At 44.9% G+C, this 19,201-nt stretch carries 18 protein-coding genes; 14 read left to right on the top strand and 4 right to left on the bottom strand.

Annotated features, from left to right (window positions below; all coding sequences use genetic code 11):
* Positions 1 to 25: 25 nt before the first annotated feature.
* Positions 26 to 694, top strand: coding sequence for a glycine zipper domain-containing protein (locus DSM107010_RS09905; RefSeq protein ID WP_015152246.1), 669 nt, complete (start codon positions 26 to 28; stop codon positions 692 to 694).
* A 47-nt stretch (positions 695 to 741) separates the two neighbouring features.
* On the opposite strand, the gene DSM107010_RS09900 is transcribed toward DSM107010_RS09905, so the two are convergent.
* The gene (locus DSM107010_RS09900; RefSeq protein ID WP_015152247.1) at positions 742 to 1,638 is read right to left on the bottom strand and encodes a tetratricopeptide repeat protein; all 897 of its coding nucleotides are present in this window, start codon (positions 1,636 to 1,638) and stop codon (positions 742 to 744) included.
* Positions 1,639 to 2,146: 508 nt separating this feature from the next.
* Between DSM107010_RS09900 and DSM107010_RS09895 the strand changes: the two genes are divergently transcribed.
* The 7 genes from DSM107010_RS09895 (at position 2,147) to DSM107010_RS09875 (ending at position 9,104) form a co-directional block, all read left to right on the top strand.
* Positions 2,147 to 3,469 (top strand): efflux RND transporter periplasmic adaptor subunit, encoded by a 1,323-nt coding sequence (locus DSM107010_RS09895; protein WP_106168581.1) that lies wholly within the window; start codon positions 2,147 to 2,149, stop codon positions 3,467 to 3,469.
* Between the two features lie 91 nt (positions 3,470 to 3,560).
* The gene (locus DSM107010_RS09890) at positions 3,561 to 4,778 is read left to right on the top strand and encodes an ABC transporter permease (RefSeq protein WP_015152249.1); all 1,218 of its coding nucleotides are present in this window, start codon (positions 3,561 to 3,563) and stop codon (positions 4,776 to 4,778) included.
* Positions 4,779 to 4,937, top strand: coding sequence for a hypothetical protein (locus DSM107010_RS38280; RefSeq protein ID WP_158631760.1), 159 nt, complete (start codon positions 4,779 to 4,781; stop codon positions 4,935 to 4,937).
* 469 nt (positions 4,938 to 5,406) lie between these two features.
* Positions 5,407 to 5,562 carry a hypothetical protein gene (locus DSM107010_RS38275; protein WP_158631759.1) on the top strand — a complete coding sequence of 52 codons (156 nt, stop codon included), beginning with the start codon at positions 5,407 to 5,409 and terminating at the stop codon, positions 5,560 to 5,562.
* 64 nt (positions 5,563 to 5,626) lie between these two features.
* Positions 5,627 to 6,997 (top strand): efflux RND transporter periplasmic adaptor subunit, encoded by a 1,371-nt coding sequence (locus DSM107010_RS09885; protein WP_015152250.1) that lies wholly within the window; start codon positions 5,627 to 5,629, stop codon positions 6,995 to 6,997.
* The gene (locus tag DSM107010_RS09880; RefSeq protein ID WP_241994172.1) at positions 6,978 to 8,282 is read left to right on the top strand and encodes an ABC transporter permease; all 1,305 of its coding nucleotides are present in this window, start codon (positions 6,978 to 6,980) and stop codon (positions 8,280 to 8,282) included. The genes DSM107010_RS09885 and DSM107010_RS09880 overlap by 20 nt, the downstream gene beginning before the upstream one ends.
* A gap of 84 nt (positions 8,283 to 8,366) precedes the next feature.
* Positions 8,367 to 9,104: an ABC transporter ATP-binding protein gene (locus tag DSM107010_RS09875; RefSeq protein ID WP_015152252.1), complete on the top strand. Its 738-nt coding sequence runs from the start codon at positions 8,367 to 8,369 to the stop codon at positions 9,102 to 9,104.
* A gap of 450 nt (positions 9,105 to 9,554) precedes the next feature.
* On the opposite strand, the gene DSM107010_RS09870 is transcribed toward DSM107010_RS09875, so the two are convergent.
* Complete coding sequence (locus DSM107010_RS09870) at positions 9,555 to 10,085, bottom strand: orange carotenoid protein N-terminal domain-containing protein (RefSeq protein WP_015152253.1); 531 nt, start codon at positions 10,083 to 10,085, stop codon at positions 9,555 to 9,557.
* 241 nt (positions 10,086 to 10,326) lie between these two features.
* On the opposite strand from DSM107010_RS09870, the gene DSM107010_RS09865 reads away from it, so the two are divergent.
* Positions 10,327 to 10,707 carry a hypothetical protein gene (locus DSM107010_RS09865; RefSeq protein WP_106167681.1) on the top strand — a complete coding sequence of 127 codons (381 nt, stop codon included), beginning with the start codon at positions 10,327 to 10,329 and terminating at the stop codon, positions 10,705 to 10,707.
* Positions 10,708 to 10,737: 30 nt separating this feature from the next.
* Here DSM107010_RS09865 and DSM107010_RS09860 read toward each other — a convergent pair whose 3' ends face one another.
* Together DSM107010_RS09860 and DSM107010_RS09855 are read right to left on the bottom strand one after the other, a co-directional pair.
* Positions 10,738 to 12,009, bottom strand: a complete 1,272-nt coding sequence (locus tag DSM107010_RS09860) for an MFS transporter (RefSeq protein WP_127022859.1) — start codon at positions 12,007 to 12,009, stop codon at positions 10,738 to 10,740.
* A 168-nt stretch (positions 12,010 to 12,177) separates the two neighbouring features.
* Entirely contained in the window at positions 12,178 to 12,645 is a 468-nt protein-coding gene (locus tag DSM107010_RS09855; protein WP_041462686.1) for a MarR family winged helix-turn-helix transcriptional regulator, read from the bottom strand.
* Between the two features lie 623 nt (positions 12,646 to 13,268).
* Here DSM107010_RS09855 and DSM107010_RS09850 point away from each other — a divergent pair.
* The 5 genes from DSM107010_RS09850 (at position 13,269) to DSM107010_RS09830 (ending at position 19,101) form a co-directional block, all read left to right on the top strand.
* Positions 13,269 to 14,798 (top strand): lipopolysaccharide biosynthesis protein, encoded by a 1,530-nt coding sequence (locus DSM107010_RS09850; protein WP_106167682.1) that lies wholly within the window; start codon positions 13,269 to 13,271, stop codon positions 14,796 to 14,798.
* Entirely contained in the window at positions 14,795 to 15,532 is a 738-nt protein-coding gene (locus DSM107010_RS09845; RefSeq protein ID WP_015152258.1) for a class I SAM-dependent methyltransferase, read from the top strand. The genes DSM107010_RS09850 and DSM107010_RS09845 overlap by 4 nt, the downstream gene beginning before the upstream one ends.
* A 66-nt stretch (positions 15,533 to 15,598) precedes the next feature.
* Entirely contained in the window at positions 15,599 to 16,402 is an 804-nt protein-coding gene (locus DSM107010_RS09840; RefSeq protein WP_106167683.1) for a class I SAM-dependent methyltransferase, read from the top strand.
* Between the two features lie 29 nt (positions 16,403 to 16,431).
* Positions 16,432 to 17,664, top strand: coding sequence for a glycosyltransferase (locus tag DSM107010_RS09835; RefSeq protein WP_106167684.1), 1,233 nt, complete (start codon positions 16,432 to 16,434; stop codon positions 17,662 to 17,664).
* 162 nt (positions 17,665 to 17,826) lie between these two features.
* Entirely contained in the window at positions 17,827 to 19,101 is a 1,275-nt protein-coding gene (locus DSM107010_RS09830; RefSeq protein ID WP_127022856.1) for a glycosyltransferase, read from the top strand.
* Positions 19,102 to 19,201 lie beyond the last annotated feature (100 nt).

The raw sequence follows: 19,201 nt of genomic DNA, 5'->3' as shown, positions 1-19,201 counted from the left end.
ATATATAGCGGAGAGGAATAAGTATATGCTTACTTTTAAACCCTGGCAGACAGGGACAGCTTTTCTTATGGCTTTAACTATTGGTACTAGTGCTACCCTACCAATGGTAATGACAGCTCCAGCAACGGCTCAGGTGTTCCCATCGTCGCCAGGAAGTAGTAGGATTAGCGATCGCACGACTATTCGGGCTGGGGCAAGAATTCCCGTGCGCTATGATGAAGCCGAAAAGATCGTTATCAGTCCGAAAGAGAGGATGCGCTTAACTCTTACGGTAGCTGCCAACATTACTAACCGCAACGGCACAGTATTAGTTCCTGCCGGAAGTCTAATTGAAGGCGAACTCGTTCCTGCTGATGGTGGTTCTCAATTTATTGCCAGAAATCTAATTATTGATGATGGCAGACGGCAATCAATTGATGCTTCCTCTGATGTGATTGAAACTACCCAGTTGCGTAGGGGAGTAAGTACGGGATCGATTCTCAAAGGTGCAGTCGTGGGAGCTGCCGCTGGCGCAGCTTTAGGTGGACTGACAGGCAATCGCCGTATTTCTACCGGAGAGGTATTAATCGGTACGGGAGTCGGTGCTGCGGGTGGAGCAGTGCTAGGACGTAAAAAAGCTGATGTAGTTGTCATTAACCCTGACACCGACTTAGATCTGATTTTGGATTCTAGTTTGACGGTCGATCGCTATTAAACAGAAGAATTGTAGAGACGTTTCGTGAAACGTCTCTACAACAGCAATTACTGCGGAGAAATCTGAATCGGAGAAGTTTCTTGCTGCTGTTGCTCTTGGCGTTCCTCAATTGTGGCTTGAATTTTAGGATTAGCTAACAGTTTTTTCGTATCAGCTAACAAGCGATCGCCCCACAAATTCTGTCTGAGAAATTCTAAGTCACCATAACGACTGTCAATTTTGAGGGCTGCTGTTCCTAATTGCAATCCTCTTGTTTGTTCGCCTTGACTATATAAAGCAACTGCCATTGCCAGTTGGGGTTCTGCCGCTTGCTTGTCAACAGCTAAAGCTGCTTGCCATTGCTCCATTGCCTCGTCTATATTGCCTTGTTCGTATTGAATTAGTCCAATATTATTGATGGCGGGCCAAAACTTTTTATCTAAGGCGATCGCTTTGTCATATTGAGCGATCGCATCTGGTAATTGCCCGACTTTGTAATAAGAATTACCTAAATCAAATAATGCTTCTTTATCGTTTGGTTTGAGTTTCAAACCAGCTTGCAAACTATCGATCGCTGCTTTGTAATTGCCTTTTTGAAAGTGTGCCGAACCCATTGCAAACAACACGGAAGGGTTTTGGGGGGCTAACGCCTGCGCTTTATTCAGGGCTGCGATCGACTCGTTATATTTGTTTGTCTGTAAGTACAAACCCCCTAAGAGAAACCAAGCCATATAGTTTTTAGGAGCTAACTGAGTCGCCAGTCGCGCCCTCGGTACAGCCATTTCAAACTGTTGAAACTGCGCTAACTGAGCAGCCTCCTGCGCCAAACTCAATCCCTGTCGCTCCAACTGAGCTGAATCGAGTTGTAGCGTATGTGGAACGAGTGCCTGCCCCAGTGCAGGGGGAGCTACACTCCCTAAACCCAAAATCACCAGTAAAGACAGCCAGGATTTACGACTTGGCACGGTACACGCCTCAATTATCTTGCAACATAACCTTCAGCTAGCTTAAACCATAGTAGTGACAGTGACCAGTTGTCAGTTATCAGTTGTCAGTTATCAGTTGTCAGTAAAGAAAGGGTGTGAGGTGTAGGGTAGTTGGTAATGGGTAGTTGGTAGTTGGTAATTGGTGAACAGTTGACAGTCGATGGTTAACGGTTGACAGTTCTTGCCCCTCTGCTCCTCAGCCTCCTCAGCCTCCTCAGCTCTCTTCTCCCCCTTGTCTCTCAAAAAAGAGCGGATAACCCTAATCTTGATTGGGAGCGATCGCCCTTTTGCTAGAGATGATTACACGGTAACAGTCGTTACGATAATAAGTGTACGAAACATTTTAGTTATTAATGCTTCTTTATTACTGGGAACAATATCAGCAAGATCGTGCGGCAAATGCGCAGGCGTATAAATGATTTATGACTTGCACCTAATAAATTTTGCTTCTTCCCTTATCCCTCACTCCTTATCCCTCGCTCCTAATATGACCGCTACCCAGCCTATAGAACTTCCCCTGATTGGTAAAATTAAGCATCCAGCGCGTTGGTTAGTTAGGCTAGTGGCTGCTGGTGTCGTAGTGGCTGGTTCTGCAACTTACGTCATCGTAGATCGATCGACACCTAAGATCGACTTGGCTAAGTTAACCGTACCAGTTGAAGCTAAAGACTTAACGCTGCGGATTAATGCTAGTGGCAAAGTCGTACCGATCCAAAGCGTCAATGTCAGCCCTAAAGTAGCAGGAGTGCTAAAGAATTTATTAGTAGAACAAGGCGATCGCGTCCAAGCCGGACAGATTATTGCCAAAATGGATGATGCTGACTTGCAAGCGCAACTGATCCAAGTACGTGCCAAACTTGCTCAAGCCCAAGCTGAATTAGCGCAAGCCCGTGCGGGAAATCGCATACAAGAAATCGATCGCGCTCAAGCTCAGGTAGATGCAGCCCAAGCTAGGGCAAACTTCGCACGGGAAAAACTAGAACGTTATCGGAGATTAACGCAACAAGGTGCGATCGCCCAAAACGAGTTAGATCAATATGTCAGTGAAAGCCAAAGCGCTCAAGCTAACCTACGGGAAGCACAACGCCAGCTATCGCTGCTAAAAAGCGGTAGTCGTCCAGAAGAGATCGCCCAACGCCAAGCAGTCGTGCAAGCAGCTCAAGGTGAGTTACAAGCTCTTCAAGTTAAGCTCAACGATACAATTATTCGCGCTCCCTTTACGGGTTTGGTGACGCAAAAGAATGCTTCAGAAGGAGCCTTTGTAACCCCCACAACTTCGGCATCTAGCGGCACGTCTAGCTCGAATTCATCGCTAGCCAACTCAACTTCGATTGTCGTGCTGGCGAAAGGTTTGGAAGTTTTGGCAGAAGTTCCAGAAGTTGATGTTGGACAAATTAAATCGGGACAGCAAGTTGAAATTGTAGCTGATTCTTATCCCGATCGCATTTTTAAAGGTCACGTCCGTTTAGTTGCTCCCGAAGCCGTTGTCGATCAAAACGTCACTTCTTTTCAAGTTCGAGTAGCGCTTGATTCTGGTACAGATAAATTACTATCTGGCATGAATGTAGACTTAACATTCTTGGGTCAAAATCTCAACGATGCCTTAGTCGTACCCACAGTATCGATCGTGACTCAAGAAGGTAAAACTGGGGTTTTAGTCCCAGGAGAAAAGAACAAACCCGAATTTCGTCCGGTCACAATTGGCTCTAGTATTCAAGACCAAACGCAAATTTTACAAGGTTTAAAACAAGGCGATCGCGTTTTTCTCGACCTACCAAAAGACCAACAACCAGAACAAGAAAGTGAGTAGGATTAGTGACTAGTGGCTAGGCTCTTTTATAGCCACTAGTCACTAGCCACTAGCTACTGATCGCTGATAATTAGATAACCAATAACTGACAATGGATGTTTTAGAAAGTGGCAAGATGGCAACGAAAACGCTGCTATCTAATAAGTTGCGTAGTGCCTTAACCATGTTAGGAATCGTCATCGGCAATGCTTCAGTGATTGCGATGGTGGGAATCGGACAGGGGGCGCAAAGATTTGTTGCCGAACAATTTGAATCTTTAGGAACTAATGTTTTATTTGTCATCCCAGGTAATCGGGACGCTCAAAGAACGACGGTAGATTTGCCAAAAACTTTAGTTTTAGAAGATGCCAAGGCGATCGCTACCCAAGTACCGACAGTGGCTAAAGTCGCGCCTCAGCTTCAATCAAGAGAATTAGTCACGTATCGCAACAAAAATACCTATAGTTCAGTTGTCGGTACGACTCCAGAATATACTGCTGTTCGTAACTTCAATCCAGAAGAAGGACGATTTTTTACCCAGCTTGATGTGAAGCGAAATAATCAAGTTGTTGCTTTGGGTTCGGATTTAGCAAAACGATTGTTTATCAACCAAGATCCAATTGGTAAATACGTCCGCATTAAAGACGTGCGCTTTTTAGTGATTGGCGTGATGGAATCAAAGGGATCTGTCTTAGGAACCAATTACGACGATAGCGCGTTGCTGCCAATTACCACTATGGCAAGCCGGATTGTCGGCGAAAATTCTCCCTATGGAGTGAGTCTAACTTTTATTTCGATTTCAGCTAAAAGCGATGCCAGTGTAGAAGCAGCTCAATTTCAAATTCAAAACCTGCTGCGATTGCGGCACAAAATCACAAGAGAAGACGATTTTAGCGTTCAAAGTCAAAAAGATGTACTAGAAATTGCGGGAACTGTCACGAGTGCTTTAACGGTCATGCTAGCAGCGATCGCAGGTATTTCTTTACTCGTGGGTGGCATCGGGGTCATGAATATCATGCTCGTTTCCGTTACCGAACGCACGCAAGAAATCGGTTTGCGTAAAGCTTTGGGCGCTACCCAGCACGACGTTTTGATTCAATTTCTGATTGAAGCTGTCATGTTGTCGGCAGCTGGTGGCATCGTGGGAACTGCCCTGGGTGTAGGTGGTATCTTACTAATTAGTGCGTTTACTCCCTTTCAAGCGGGTATTTCACCTGTGGCAATTGCATTAGCTGTCAGTATCTCCGGGGGTATTGGCGTTGTCTTTGGTGTCGTTCCTGCCCGTCGCGCTGCCCAACTCGATCCGATTGTTGCTTTGAGAAGCGCTTGATTGGGGAGGCGAAGGTTTAAAATTCAAAATTGGGACAAGGGAGACAAGGGGGACAAGGGGGACAAGGGGGACAAGGGGGACAAGGGGGACAAGGGGGATAAGGGAGTGGTTTTCGTTGGGAACACTTTTTCTGCTCGCTCCGTCGTTGGTGTCCGATAGGTTAGCGATCTAGATTAGCCAAGACGCAGCAACTCGATCGAGCGGTCATTAATGTACCACCAATAATAAATGACCAATGACCAATGACCAATGACAACCCAACGAATATTTCCCGACTCAAATCGGGTTGTCATGTTAATAATTGTGAGATTGGCTGTAGTTTTGTTGAAGTTCGATCGCAAAAAATAATAAAAAATTTGAGCGTTGATTAAAATTTTCTAAAATAAACGACAGCTTGATGCTGCCTCTGACAAATCCCTGGAATTATGGCTGTAGTCAATAGTAAAGATGACTGTAGCGAGGTGAAACAGGCTGTTGAGAGCGAATAACATAGCGAATAACACCAAGTGAAAAGGCGCGATCGCGTGGCGATCGGAATCAGTTTGGTATTAAATACACGTTGTTTTGCGAGAGCGAACTTTCTCCTCAAGGAGTAGATAGAACTTGAAGCTTGAGGTAAGGTAGAGGCGTGTCTGTCACTGATGGCTGCGATCGCCCAACTGCTAAAGTTTGGGAGTACGTACCAACCCTTGGCAAAAGTTGTTGTGCTAATTCTGTAAATCTGACCCGCCTGCCCGTAGCCTTTTATTTTGTCATGAGGTTGCGTGCTGCAAGCGGACAATAGAAAACTGAATATTTACTGAATATAAAAACTAAATTCATAGACCATAAACCTAAACTATTTATCTATGATTAACCCTGAAGCGCCAAATAAAGCCGTATCCTTACCATTCGGAAAAGCTAAGCGCCGTAAGTCGTGGCTGGCAGGATTCATCACATTGGGATTGCTGGGCAGTGCTGCCGTTACTTTTGCGATCGCCCGTACCCAAACCCCTGAAATCGACCTTGCCAATCTCCAAACAGTAATGGTCGAATCTCAAGACTTAAAAGTTCAAATCAAAGCCAATGGTATAGTTCAGGCAGTCAGAAAAATTAATCTCAGTCCTAAAGATGCAGGGCGAATTGAGCAATTGTATGTCGATGAAGGCTCTCAGGTGAAAAAGGGTACGCTCATCGCCCGGATGGACAACGAAGAATTTCAGGCACAAGTTAAACAATATCAAGCAGGCTTAGCAAAAGCTAAGGCAGAACTAGCGAAAAAGCAGACTGGCAATCGTCCCGAAGAAATCGAGCAGGCTAAAGCTGAATTAGCAGAAAACGAAGCCCAAGTCCGAGAAGCGAAATCGCAGTTAACGCTACGTCGGGAACAAGTGCAGCGCAAACTCAGACCAGCGAAAGAAGGAGCAATTTCTCGCGACGATTTAGACCAAGCTTTGACAGAAGAACGTACAGCCAGAGAAAACCTCGACCGGGCGATCGCGAGTTTAGCAGTTGCCAAACACGAGCTGACACTGCGAATGAAGGGGTATCGTAGCGAAGAAATTACCCAAGCTGAAGCCGAAGTCGCTCAAGCCGAAGCCCAACTGAAGTACTACCAAACTCAACTATCAAACACTTTAGTCCGCGCACCTTTTGCAGGCACGATCACGCGCCGCTACGCTCAACAAGGCGACTTCGTGACTCCCACAACATCCGCTTCTTCCTCGGATGGCGCTACTTCCGCATCGATCGCCGAACTCTCCAGCGGTTTAGAAGTAGAAGCCAAAATCCCAGAATCCAGCATTGCGCGGATTACCCCCAATCAGCCAGTAGAAATCCGTTCCGATGCCTACAATAAAACCTTCAAAGGTCGCGTCCGCACAATCGCACCCAGAGCAATCAGGGAAGATAATGTCACCTCCTTTCGCGTCAAAGTGAGCCTGCAAACAGGGCAAAACCAGCTCAAATCAGGCATGAATATCAAACTCACCTTCCTTAGCGACAAAATTAAAGATGCAGTTGTCGTACCCCTGACAGCAGTTGTCACCAAGAAAAACGGTCAAACAGGGGTATTTATGCCAGATCGAGAAGGACACATCCGATTTCGCGAAGTTGCTCTAGGCGCGAGTAGCAGCACTCACGCTCAAGTTCTCGAAGGCGTGAATCGAGGCGATCGCGTCCTGATTACCCCTCCCCCCGGTCAAGCCATTCCTGGCGTGGATGAAGAGTCTAGGAGCTAGGAGTAAGCTGTGGTGGGTGTTGTCCACCCTACTACCAATTACCAATTACCAATTACCAATTACCAATTACCAATTCTTCATGAATCCCATTGAATGTATCAAAATGGCAGTTGCTACTCTGACGGCTGATAAGCTTCGGAGTAGCTTAACTATGTTAGGAATTGTCATCGGTAATGCTTCTGTGATTGCAATGGTAGGTATAGGGCAGGGAGCGCAGAACTACACTCTTAACAAACTCGATTCTTTCGGACCAAATCGACTGTTGGTTTTTTCTAGTCGCGACGATTCGGAAGGATTTATTTCCGAACAACGAGGGCTAGTGCTATCGGATGCAGAAGCAGTGAAAAAACAAGCATCAGCGGTTAAGTCAGCGGCTCCAGTCATTGAAAATAACTTATTAATTTCTTACCGTAACAATCAAACTTATACCCAAGTCAAAGGAACAACACCAGCACTACGAGAGATTAGAAATCTCATGGTCGATCGCGGTCGGTTCTTTGATGCTTCTTTAATGCGTCAAAGTTCTCCCGTGGTCGTTCTGGGTGCAGAATTAGCAGAAAAACTATTCGATCGCGAAAACCCAATTGGCAAAGATATCCAAATCAAAAACACTAGCTTTCAGGTGATTGCAGTCATGACAGCTAAGGGTTCTTTTGCCGGAGAAAATGAAGATAATGTTGCCTACATTCCCATTACGACAATGGCAACTCAAATTGATGGCAGAAGATCGGCGTTTGGAACACCAATCAGCCACATTCAAGTTGCGGCAAAAGATAAACACAACGTGCGAGTTGCAGCTTTTCAAATTACTAACTTACTAACGCGATTGCACGGTAGAAAAGACTTTGTAGTGGTTGCCAACAAATCTTTTCAAGAATTAGTCTCGCAGGTGACAGGAGTGCTATCGCTGATGCTGGGAGCGATCGCAGGTGTATCGCTGTTTGTTGGCGGCGTAGGCATCATGAATATCATGCTGGTGTCAGTCACCGAACGCACGCCAGAAATTGGCTTGCGCAAAGCAATTGGAGCAACTCCCCAAGCAATTTTGGCACAATTTTTAGTCGAATCAATTATTCTCTCAGTCTCGGGGGGCTTAATCGGTACGGCGATCGGCATCAGTGGTGTGGCGATCGTTGGTGTATTAACCCCTCTCCAACCCAGCGTTCCCATTGCCGCGATCGCCCTAGCTGTAGGGATTTCTGGTGGTGTTGGATTAATCTTTGGCGTAGTTCCCGCCCGTCGCGCCGCTCAACTCGACCCGATTATCGCCCTGAAAAATAGTTAAGATTTGGGACAAGGAGGACAAGGGAGACCAGGGAGACAAAGGAGTAGTTCTAGCCACTAGCCACTAGCCACTGTTAACTGAAAAATGACTAATCTAAAAAGTATTACTAAACCAGTTATCGTCCGCTTGGAAAATATCTCTAAGATTTATGGTTTTGGAGAAACAGAGGTGCGGGCGCTAGTAGATGTCAATTTAATTGTGGAACAAGGCGAATATTGTTCGATTATGGGTGCGTCTGGTTCTGGTAAGTCTACAGCTATGAATATGATTGGTTGTCTCGATCGCCCAACCAGCGGACACTACTATTTAGATAATTTGGATGTTGCTCAGTTAGATGATGCTGACTTAGCACATATTCGCAATCTCAAAATTGGCTTTGTCTTCCAACAGTTTCACCTTTTGCCCCAACTCAGCGCTTTAGAAAATGTGATGCTACCGATGGTTTACGCTGGGATCAAACCAGCCGAACGTCGCGATCGCGCTACGGTTGCACTCAAGCGTGTTGGTTTGGAAAATCGCCTTCACAATAAGCCCAATCAACTTTCTGGCGGACAACAACAAAGGGTAGCAATTGCTAGGGCGATTGTGAATCAACCAGTTTTGCTCCTAGCAGACGAACCGACTGGCGCTCTCGACTCGCGCACGACTCAAGAAGTCTTGCAGATATTTGGCGAACTCAATGCTAGTGGGATCACAATTATTATGGTGACGCACGAACCAGAGGTAGCAAAGCAAACTCACCGAATTGTTTGGTTTCGCGACGGTCAAGTTATCCACTCGCACCTGACTCCCGATGATATCGGTCAAGTTGCAGCTTCTTAGTAGACAATCTTGAGGAATTTATTGAACTTTGTTGCATGAAAAAAACCCGCATTAGCGGGTGGCGATCGCAATTGCACAAATGCAAATTGCCAATTGTTTTTGCTACGTCAAATTTGCTAATAGCTCCATGTGTGCTTTTTTTTAGCCCCCTTTTTAAGGGGGTTGGGGGATCGAAAAACTGTGCTACTCATCAAAAGATCCCCCCTAGCCCCCCTTAAAAAGGGGGGAACATGTGCTACTCACCAAAAGATCTCCCCTAGCCCCCCTTAAAAAGGGGGGAACATGTGCCACTCACCAAAAGATCTCTCCTAGCCCCCCTTAAAAAAGGGAGGAACATGTGCTACTCATCAAAAGATTCCCCCTAGCTCCCCTTAAAAAAGGGAGGAACAGTCGTAAATAAGAAACGTCTTACCAACAACAAATGACGAAGGACAAATGACAAATGACAACTTAAAGACTAGAAGTTTTGCCTGTTTGAGCTTGTGTTTCTATAGGCTTAATATCTGTGTAACCCATATTACTTGAAATTGTGCGGAAGATAGAAATCTGATCTTCAAATTCAAGTCCTTCAGTTTGGGAAAGTAAATTTTTAATTGGTTCAGATGCTTGATAGCTTGAAGGCATTCCGACAACAGTATCGCCCATAGCTTGAGCCCAAGCATACCAAACCATCAATTGATTATTTTCTTTCAACGCACCGTAGGCGTGAGAATAGTCTGTATTTTCTTTGTTGACAATTTGCCGCATAATTGCAAGCTGCTCGTCGTCTGACAATTCGTAAAAGTCTCCTAGTAGTCTTGGTGCTAGTTCAGGTTCGGCAGCAGTTGGTGCAGCTGGAGTGATTGAATCTCCCATCTTTTTGTAAACCAAATAAAACCAAGCCAACTTAGCGTCGGTGTCTAAGGCATCAAAAGCTTTTATGATGTTTTGAGTCTCGGCAGAAAGCGCTTGAGACCGATCTGGATTGAAGCTTGATGTCATTGCTGATATCCCAGTTAATTTAAACTCTCAAGCTTAGGGTTATCAGAGTTGGGGGACGCAATTCGCCCTCCGAGAGAGATAGTTTTAATTAGTGGGAATTTATATCTTTAGTAGCAGAGACAGCAGAGACATTAGTAAGAGAAGGATGAGAGAAAAATCTATCTTAGTGGGGTTATGAGAGTAGGCGATCGCATTGATAGGATTGCCTTACAACATAAAATAATTTCAATAGGAGTGACCCATGCCAGAAGAAATTAAATCGAACCCTAATGAAACTCCTACACAAGATGCTCAGCTAGCAGCTGAGAATATAGCTACTGGAGTCGAAAAAGCACCTACAGTAGATTTTGATGCAGATTATGCCGCTGCCCAGCAATACAGCGTCAGCGAAATCGATCGTCAGGGTGAAGGTGCGATGGCAGCTGAAAAGGTGACTCAACCTGAATTTCAAGTTTCCGAGTCAGACGAACAGCAAACAGTAGCCAAGCCAACGGGAGATCCTGCTGACTATATGGATATGGCAAAGGATGTGAATTCTCCTGCGCAGGAAATCAACAAAGACTCCAAGTCAACCGGAAATCCGGCTGATTACATGGACATGGCAAAGGACGTAAATTCATAGTTTGAAATAGAGACGTTCCCGCGAGCGTCTCTACGTGTTTGTCTGGGATAATATACCTCTTTGTTGCAAAACTGGACGGGCTGCTTGTCTGAGTTTAGGTAACTGTCTGGCAAATAATAGCGAGCCGATAATACAAAAACTTCCACCAATAAGTAAAGTATTGGTAGCACCAATACGATCGGCAGAAAATCCAGCAAATAAGTTACCAAATGGAACCATTCCTAAAAAGGACATGGTAAATAAACTCATGACTCGTCCGCGTTTATCATCTTCAACAATAGTTTGAATTACAGTGTTACTGGAGGAAATAGTCAGAATAGAACCAAGTCCAATTAACGCGGACATAAGGGTGGATAACCATAGCATTCTTGATAGGGAAAAAAAGATAATTCCCGTGCCGCAAAGTGCCGGAGCTAAAGCAATGATTTTGCCCAAACCGACAACTGTTTTGCGAGTGCTTAAATAAATTCCTCCGCCAATTGCTCCCACTCCCGAGGCTGCCATTAATAAGCCTAAAGTGCGCGCGTCTCCACCTAGAATTTTGGTAGCAAATATGGGAGCTAAGGTAATATAAGGCATTGCCATTAAACTAAATAAAGCTAGTAATAGCAAGGTCGAGCGGATTGGAGAAAAGTTGTAGGCGTAAACAAATCCTTCTTGTAATCTTTGCAATGGATTGGCGGTTGTAACGACTATTTTCTTTGGTTTTAAGCGCATTGCCATTAAAGCCGCAATGACAGCAATATAGCTTACACCATCAATTAAAAAACAGTAAGCAGCGCCAATTCTAGCAATCAAAATTCCCGCGATCGCAGGTCCGACTAACCGTCCGCCATTAACTAGAGAAGAATTCAACGCGATCGCACTGGCTAAATCGTCTCTCTTCTCGACCATTTCTGGCACAAATGCTTGTCTAGCCGGAGCATCTACAGCATTAATTACGCCTTGAAATAAACTCAAAATAATGAAATGCCAAATATGGATCGTGCCTGATAGCGCTAACACTGCTAGCACTAGAGACTGGATCATGGCTAATATTTGAGCAATAACTAAAATTTTATGTGTATTGAATCGGTCTACTAAAACTCCACCCCAAACGGCTAAAAAGAAGCTGGGAATTTGACTTGAAAATCCCACAATGCCTAACATCAGCGCTGAATTTGTGAGTTTGTACACAAGCCAAATTGTTGCCGTTTGGGTCATCCACGTACCAATTAATGAAACCCCTTGTCCAAAGAAAAATAAACGGTAGTTTCTCGATCTTAAAGCAGGTACGACCGCAATATTTGCAATTCTATTCATTTTTTATCTAGATTCAGGAAAGCACTTATTTATTAAATAAATACTTTGTTGCCTCGGAACACCATCCAGAGAACTATTGTTGAAACATAGGATTGGAGTATGTTGATACTAACAATTTCTCTGCTTCCAGCGATCGCTGTGTACGAGTAACAGTGGAGTTGTGAGTTTTTAGGAAAGATTGGCGATCGCTTGGTCAATTAACCTAGAAAATAATTGGCGTTCTTCCAGAGAAAAGCCTTGCATGGCTTGCTCTCTCAAATCTAAAGCGATTGGGGGTAGTATATTTTCTAGTTCTCGACCAGCACCCGTCAGCCAGATCCGCCAAATGCGGCGATCGCGAGGGTCTCGTTCTCTGCGGATCAGTCCTCGTTCTTCCATGCGATCGAGGACTCCCGTTAAAGTTCCTCCTACCTGCTGCAATTTCTCCCCAATACTACAAGTGGCTAAGCCATCTTCCTCCCACAAACAGCACAACACGACCCAGTGAAAGGGTGTCAGACCAAAGGGTTCGAGGCGTTCTTGAAATCTGCGGCTCCCCAACTGACCTAACAGCTTAATCCGGTAGCCAACGCTATACGGCGCTAAAATTTCTCGCAATGGCTCGGCAATTTTTCGTTCGGTAGAAGTAGAAGGCATTTCGGGGATATTTCGCATACGTAATATTATTTTAGCTAAATTCTTTTGAGTTTGACAATCTGTCATAACTGTCTCTAAAAATGTAACCACAAAGCAAGCGGGTAATTTCGTATAGCAGAGTATGGATTGTTGCATTTATTTGTAGATCGTGCGTTTTGCTCGCACAAATATAACTTTCGGAGTATTTTTGTGACTAGGCTTAATTCGCTAGTCGTGCTGGTGTCAATACAGTTTAGATAAGACGATCCCCCCTAGCCCCCCTTTTTAAGGGGGGAATCATAGCCCCCTTTGTTAAGGGGGGTTGGAGGGATCTCCGAGGCTCAATGCTTTGAACTAAAATGTATTGCTGCTGGTGTGACAGGAACCGATTCCAGACCTACGGAAGATTTAGAGTAAGTCCAGAGTTCGGCGTAAGTTTAGCTGGTGCAAAAAAACACGTGATCGTGCGAGATGGAAAAAATCAAAATAGCGTGATCGCAGTTATTCGTCAGGGAATTATTGCTGAAAAGACAACTCTAGGATACAATTGCCCGAATTCAAACTTTTGATTATGATGCTCAGAAGTCAGAGTCACTAATGCCACGATCGCCAGATCGATCCCGTTAATTTATCCAGGTGCAGCCTTGCCAGAGCCTTTGCCAGAGTCTTTAAAAACCAGCTCCGAACAGAGCGATCGCGACAGACACTTTCGTACCGATCATCTCAATGCCGATCTCAAAAAGCGTTCTATACGCGGCGGAGCAGTGACGCTGGTAGCTCAAGCTTGCAAGTTTACCTTGCAAATGGGTTCTACAGTCATTTTAGCCCGCCTGCTAGCGCCGCAGGATTACGGTTTAGTCGGGATGGTAACTGCCGTAACGGGTTTTGTTGCCTTATTTAAAGATATGGGGTTGTCGATGGCAACCATCCAAAAGGCAGAAATTAACCACCGCCAGATTAGCAACCTGTTTTGGGTAAATATTGCAGTTAGTCTGTTATTAACTCTCGTAACTTGCGCGATCGCTCCCGTTGTCGCCGTATTTTACAACGAACCCCGGTTAACCTTAATTACCATCGTTTCAGCAATTGGTTTTTTGTTTGGAGGCTTAACAGTCCAGCATCAAGCTTTGCTCAACCGCCAGATGCGATTTACGGCTTTGGCAGCAATTGATATTGTTGCTATGGGTTTTGGAGTCGTCAGCGCTCTAGTTTTAGCTTGGTATGGTGCGGGATATTGGGCATTGGTAGTCATGCAAATCGCGATCGCGATCGGTCAAATGGGAGGTGCGTGGTTGCTGTGTAGCTGGCGACCGAGTTTACCGAAACGACACGCTAATATTCGCGAATTATTGACTTTTGGTAGCCATCTCACGGGCTTCAACGTGATTAATTACTTTGCCCGCAACCTAGATAACATCTTAATCGGTCGGTCTTGGGGTGCGGGACAATTAGGGCTGTATGCCAAAGCTTATGGCTTGTTACTCTTACCATTGCAACAAATTAACGCGCCAATTACTGCGGTGGCAATCCCAAGCCTAAGTCGATTACAGGCAGACCCGCAGCAATTTCGCAACTACTACCTTAAAGCAGTCTCGCTGGTTACGTTTCTCACGTTACCTTTAGTTATCCTTTCGATCGCAATCTCTGAAGAAGTCGTGACGCTAATTCTCGGTTCTCAATGGCGAGAAGCTAGTTTTCTGTTTCGGTTTCTCGGTGTCGCCGCCATATTTCAACCGCTTTGCAATACGGCTGGTTGGTTGTACATTGCCACAGGCAAAACAGACCGGATGTTGAAATGGGGCGTGTTTGCTTCTAGTTTGACAGTGGTATCGTTCTTTATCGGTCTGCCTTATGGAGCGCGGGGAGTTGCTTTATGCTATGCCGTAGCGATGCTTTTACAAGTCTATCCTTGTATGTATTATGCGACTCGCGGTCTAGAAATTACGACGAGCGATTTGTTCTCGGCGATCGCCCAATCGCTTGTTGCTGCTCTGATCGCGGGGCTTGCCACAATAGGAATTAAATTTGCACTCAATCCGATTTTACCAGTGTGGGGCATCGCGATTGCTTGCACGTTAGTGATGGCAGGATTGTACGTCGCGATCGTGTTTTATTTGTTTGGCAAGAAATCTTTTTATCTGTCCTTCCTGCGAGAATTTAAACAACGACGATGAAAGTAGCGACACCTTCTCGGTATACTTACAAAGTTCAAGAACGGGGCGATCGCGTGCGTCCCAACCGCTTTCACTCCCGCTATGCGATTCTCAAATTGCTGCTAGAAAAATTGCAGTATCTAGTTGAATCTGAGTTGCTCGTACCGGGAGAAAAGTTACTCGATTACGGTTGTGGTAACAAGCCTTACGAATCTTTATTTAAACAAAAATTCGCTCGCTACATTGGGGCTGACTTTCCAGGTAACGATCGCGCCGAAATTGCGGTTGGTTGCCAAGGACAGCTACCAATTGCCGATGCAAGTATTGATTGCGTCCTCTCTTCTCAGGTTTTGGAACATGTAGAACAGCCTCAAGTCTATTTGAAGGAAGCTTATCGAGTTCTCAAGCCAGGTAGCGCTTTGGTGCTTTCAACTCACGGAATTTGGCGATATCACCCCGATCCTTGCGATTACTGGCGCTGGACGGCTGCTGGTTTGCAACGGGAAATCGTGCAAGCTGGGTTTGAGATTGTATCGGTGCAAAGTGTGTTTGGGATGGCATCTGCTGGATTGCAACTTTGGCAAGATGCTACAGAAGAGAAAATACCGGGTCGTTTGCGCAAATTCTACATTTGGTTGCTTCAACGGGCGATCGCTTGGATTGAATCGCGCCATCCCGAACGGTTATCTAACGATGCAGCAGTGTATATTATCCTTGCCAAAAAATCTAGAGGAGAGGAAAAGGTTTTCTCTTAACTGTAGCTTTTCTAGTGAAGAATTTTACTGTATTATTTTCAGCAAAAAAAGGAGAAATTCAAATCTATGGTGGTTAGTCCAGTTGAAACTTTCTACAACAATTTTTCTCCAACTTTTATTCGGGACTACGTTTACGGTAACGAACGGATCGATCGCCAGCTAGAGTTTTTTACAAAGGCAATTCATCCCGATACGGCAAGAATATTAGTTATTGGTTGTGGTTCGGGACAGGGGACTCATTTTATTGCTAAATGGATAGCAAAAAAAGCTCAAATTCTAGCAGTAGATATTAGTTCGGAAAATCTTCGTTTGGCTCGGAGTTTATTTAGTCATCCTCGCATTGAATATCGCCAAGTTAACGTGGTGACGGAAGCAATTGAAGGAAATTGGGATGCGATTGTTTTACCTGATGTTTACGAACATATTCCTCTAGCAGCAAGGGGAGATTTACATCGTAAATTCAACGCTTTGCTGAGTCCTCAAGGCAAAATTTTGTTTACGATTCCTAGTCCAGGAAAGCAAGCCGCACTCTACGCATCGGGAGAAGGTTTACAAGTCGTTGATGAAGTTGTCACGCTAGAAGATTTGGTCGAAGTCGGAAAAGCCGTTGAAGGAACGCTGACCTATTGGAGTACAATTTCTGTATGGAATACAAACGATTATATCCACGCGGTTATCGAACGAGGAGCGGCAGAAATAGGGAGGATTGCTCAACAAGATTATTTACTAATTAAAGGGTTCAGTTCTCTGCGACAAAATATATCTTATCGTGGCTTACTTGCCCTCACAAATCTACCTGGAATTGTTCGGGCTACAAGATGGTGGAAGCGCCAACGGGTACAAAAGTTAGTTGAGGGCGATCGCGCTTAGATAATAGAGTTGTTTCTACTTGGTTTTAGATGAAAATAGCCTTTGTCGTGCAGGAATTTCCAGCTTTGTCTGAAACCTTTATCCTGAATCAAATTTCGGGTTTAATCGATCTAGGACATGAGGTAGATATTTATGCCATTCAGCCGCGATCGCAAGATTCAAAAGTGCATCCAGATGTCGAAAAGTATGGCTTGCGATCGCGGACTTTTTATGCTGCTAAAATGCCCGATAATCGCTGGCAACAATGGCTGAAAGGATTGGGGTTGATCGCAACTAATTTTCACAAAGCACCTCAGGCGATCGCGCGATTGCTCTATTCTGAATCTGTCAGAAAAGTTAGCCGACTCACGCTAATTTACGAGTTAACTCCTTGGCTAAAACGTAGTAGATCGTATGATATCATTCACTGTCATTTTGGAATGAATGGTGTTAAAGCAGCTGTATTAAAAGAAATCGGGGCAATTCAAGGACGATTGATTACCGTATTTCACGGATTTGATATCACTCTTTATCTTCAGCAAGTTGGCGATCGCGTTTACGATCGCTTGCTATCGACCGCAGATTTATTAATGCCAATTAGCAAACTTTGGCAGCAAAAACTCATGGAGTTAGGTGGCGATGAAAAGAAAATTGTCGTTCACCACATGGGGATTGATTGCGATCAATTTACCTTTCAACCACGTCAATCCAGCGATCGCGTAGTGCGGGTAATTACTATTGCGCGTCTCGTCGAAAAAAAAGGCGTAGAATATGGAATTCGTGCTGTAGCAAAACTAGCAAAAGATTTTCCCCAAATAGAATATCAAATAGTAGGAGACGGCTGTTTAAAAGAAGAGCTACAGAGTCTAATTCAAGAACTTAAAGTAACCAATAAAGTGAAACTATTAGGTTGGAAACAACAGCAAGAAATTACCGAACTTCTCGCTCAAGCTCACATTTATATGGCTCCCAGCGTTACAAGTAGAAATGGCGATCGAGAAGGTATTCCAGTCTCTTTAATGGAAGCAATGGCTTGTGGAATGCCAATTTTGAGTACCATGCATAGCGGCATTCCCGAACTCGTCGAACATGGTAGATCGGGATTTTTAGTCCCAGAGCGAGATGCGGAGGCTTTAGCTGAAAAATTGAGTTATCTACTAGAAAATCCCGAAATTTGGCAAGAAATGGGGGTAGCAGGTCGAGTCTGTGTGGAACAATACTACAATATCCATCGACTTAACGGACAACTCGTTGATGTCTATCAAAAACTATTAGGTGCTTGAGGACATAACATTTAGCTTTGAAGCAAGAGTAGCGAGAAAAACTTCTGAATCGCGATTAGATATAATTCACCCAGGAAGAAGCAGAGAAATAGCGTGGCGGCGCTGACAATGATTGTCTAGGTTTTATCGGAACAAAGTAATAAAATACACTCAAAAAGATTTATGGCACTCGGACAACAAAGCTTTCTATTACCAGTTCCTACAGGCTCTCTACTCATACCTGAAACTGCGCCAGCCGCTACCTCAGATAGAGACTTTCAGACAAATAGAGGACAAAAAAGCTATTCGGTACGCTTTTCTCTGATAATACCAACATATAACGAAGGAAAAAACATTCGCGTGATCGTCAGCATTCTCACGAATTTGCTCGATCCAGTTTTGCCAGAAGATTATGAATTAATCGTCGTTGACGATGATAGCCCGGATCGGACGTGGGAAATTGCTCAGCGCTTAATGGTAGAGTACCCCCAATTGCGGGTGATGCGACGGACTACGGAAAAGGGACTTTCAACAGCTGTAGTGCGCGGTTGGCAAGCAGCCAATGGAGAGGTTTTAGGCGTAATTGATGGCGACCTACAACACCCACCGCAAGTTTTATTGAAACTCTTAGCTGCAATGAACGATGGTGCAGATTTAGCTGTAGCTAGTCGCCACATTGAAGGTGGGGGAGTGAGTAGCTGGAGTGCGGTACGTCGCTTTTTGTCAAGAGGTGCACAACTATTAGGTTTGGTAATCTTACCGCAAGTCGTGGGGCGCGTGTCTGACCCCATGAGCGGCTATTTTATGGTACAGCGACAAGCGATCGCCGGAGCAGCTCTCAGTCCTGTAGGCTACAAAATTTTGATTGAAGTTTTGGGACGGGGAGACATTAAAGAAATTGCCGAAGTTGGTTACGTTTTCCAAGAACGGCGCGAAGGCGAAAGCAAAGTTACGTGGAAGCAGTATGTAGACTACATCAAGCACTTGATCGGACTGCGAGTTTCGCGAGGACGGATCGGCAGAATTCGACAAAAAATTAATTTCCCGATTGGCAGATTTATCCGCTTCGGTGCGGTTGGTTTTAGCGGGGTATTTGTCGATATGGCAGTTTTATATCTCCTCCACGATCAGAGTGGATTGGGGTGGGGGTTGACGCGCAGTAAAGCGATCGCGGCGGAAGCTGCTATTATCAATAACTTTTTCTGGAACGATGCTTGGACGTTCAGCGATATGTCCCGACAGCAACGCGGTTGGCGCAAGCGGATCAAGCGGTTGTTGAAATTTAATATCGTCTGCTTGATGGGTTTAGTATTGAATATCCTATTATTGAATGTCCTGTACAACACTTTGCACGTCCACTATCAAATTGCCAATCTTCTCGCGATCACGATCGTCACGTTCTGGAACTTCTGGATCAACCTCAAACTCAGCTGGCGCGTCACGGAAAGTGATAACTAGAGGCTAGAGGCTAGGTAAGAATAAGGGACAAGGGGGACAAGGGGGACAAGGGGGACAAGCGAGACAAGGGGGACAAGGGAGACAAGGGGGACAAGGGGGA

The sequence above is a fragment of the Chroococcidiopsis cubana SAG 39.79 genome (genome assembly GCF_003991895.1).
GTDB lineage: Bacteria > Cyanobacteriota > Cyanobacteriia > Cyanobacteriales > Chroococcidiopsidaceae > Chroococcidiopsis > Chroococcidiopsis thermalis.
The sequence above is the reverse complement of the archived record's forward strand: the minus strand, read 5'-3'. Positions and strand labels throughout refer to the sequence as shown.